The organism is Paraburkholderia sp. RL17-373-BIF-A, from assembly GCF_046030175.1.
Classification (GTDB): Bacteria; Pseudomonadota; Gammaproteobacteria; order Burkholderiales; family Burkholderiaceae; genus Paraburkholderia.
Map to the genome: position 1 here is coordinate 1 of NZ_JARESO010000340.1, position 761 is coordinate 761.

A 761-nucleotide genomic window follows, 5' to 3' on the forward strand; every position below is an offset into this window, starting at 1 on the left:
AGCGCACGTGCTGAAGCACCGACGCCTTGACTTCGATGTGCAACTGCTCGCTGAGCTCTTCACCCATGCGGTGCAGCGCGTGCGCGCAGCACGGGCATACCTTCGCGCTCTCGGGCAGATCGTATTCGATTCGTTGACGCGGCAGATGCGCCGGTAACGGCTTTCGTCCCGGTTTAATTCTCATGGATGCCGGCGGATCCGGCAGGCCCGTGTCGGGGAGCACGAACGGGTCGTCAGTGACGCGGGCGTCCATGTCGTCGAACTCGGAGCCGGCGATCAGTTCGGCCTCGTCGAAGACGCGATCCTTGAGCTTCTCGCTGCTTGGGGCGAATCGCTTGCTTTGCGCGAGGCGAAACTGCTCTTCGAGCTGAGTGATCCGTTCGCCCAGTTGCCGGTTGCGTGTCTCGAGTTCACGGATATAGGCCTGGGCGGCTGGCGGCAATCGGGAGAAGTCGTCCTCGTTCATGCCTCCACGATAACGAAGTCGCGCGCGCGATGGGTTTACGGGAATTTGTAACAGGCCAGCCGATGCTCACAGGTGACGCGCAATGCTCAACTGGCGTGATGGTACGACCGTACCGGGTGGCGGCGCACAGCATCAATGTCGATGCCCTCCAGGAGCCAGTGCAACTGCTCGCTCGTCAGCTTGACGACGATCTGCTGCCGTCGTGGCCAGACGAAGTGGTCTTCTTCGAGGCGCCTCAACATCATCCAGAAACCGTTGCGGTCATAGAACAGCAGTTTGACCCGGTTGCGCGACC

General features: G+C 61.4%; 2 protein-coding genes. Both read right to left on the bottom strand.

Features of this window, described 5'->3' with window-relative positions; all coding sequences use genetic code 11:
* A partial coding sequence (locus P0D80_RS50740) for an IS66 family transposase (protein ID WP_408296437.1) occupies positions 1–466 on the bottom strand: 466 nt, incomplete at its 3' end.
* Between the two features lie 86 nt (positions 467–552).
* Positions 553–761: IS66 family insertion sequence element accessory protein TnpB (gene tnpB / locus P0D80_RS50745; protein WP_408296440.1), on the bottom strand; the 209-nt coding region annotated here is incomplete at its 5' end.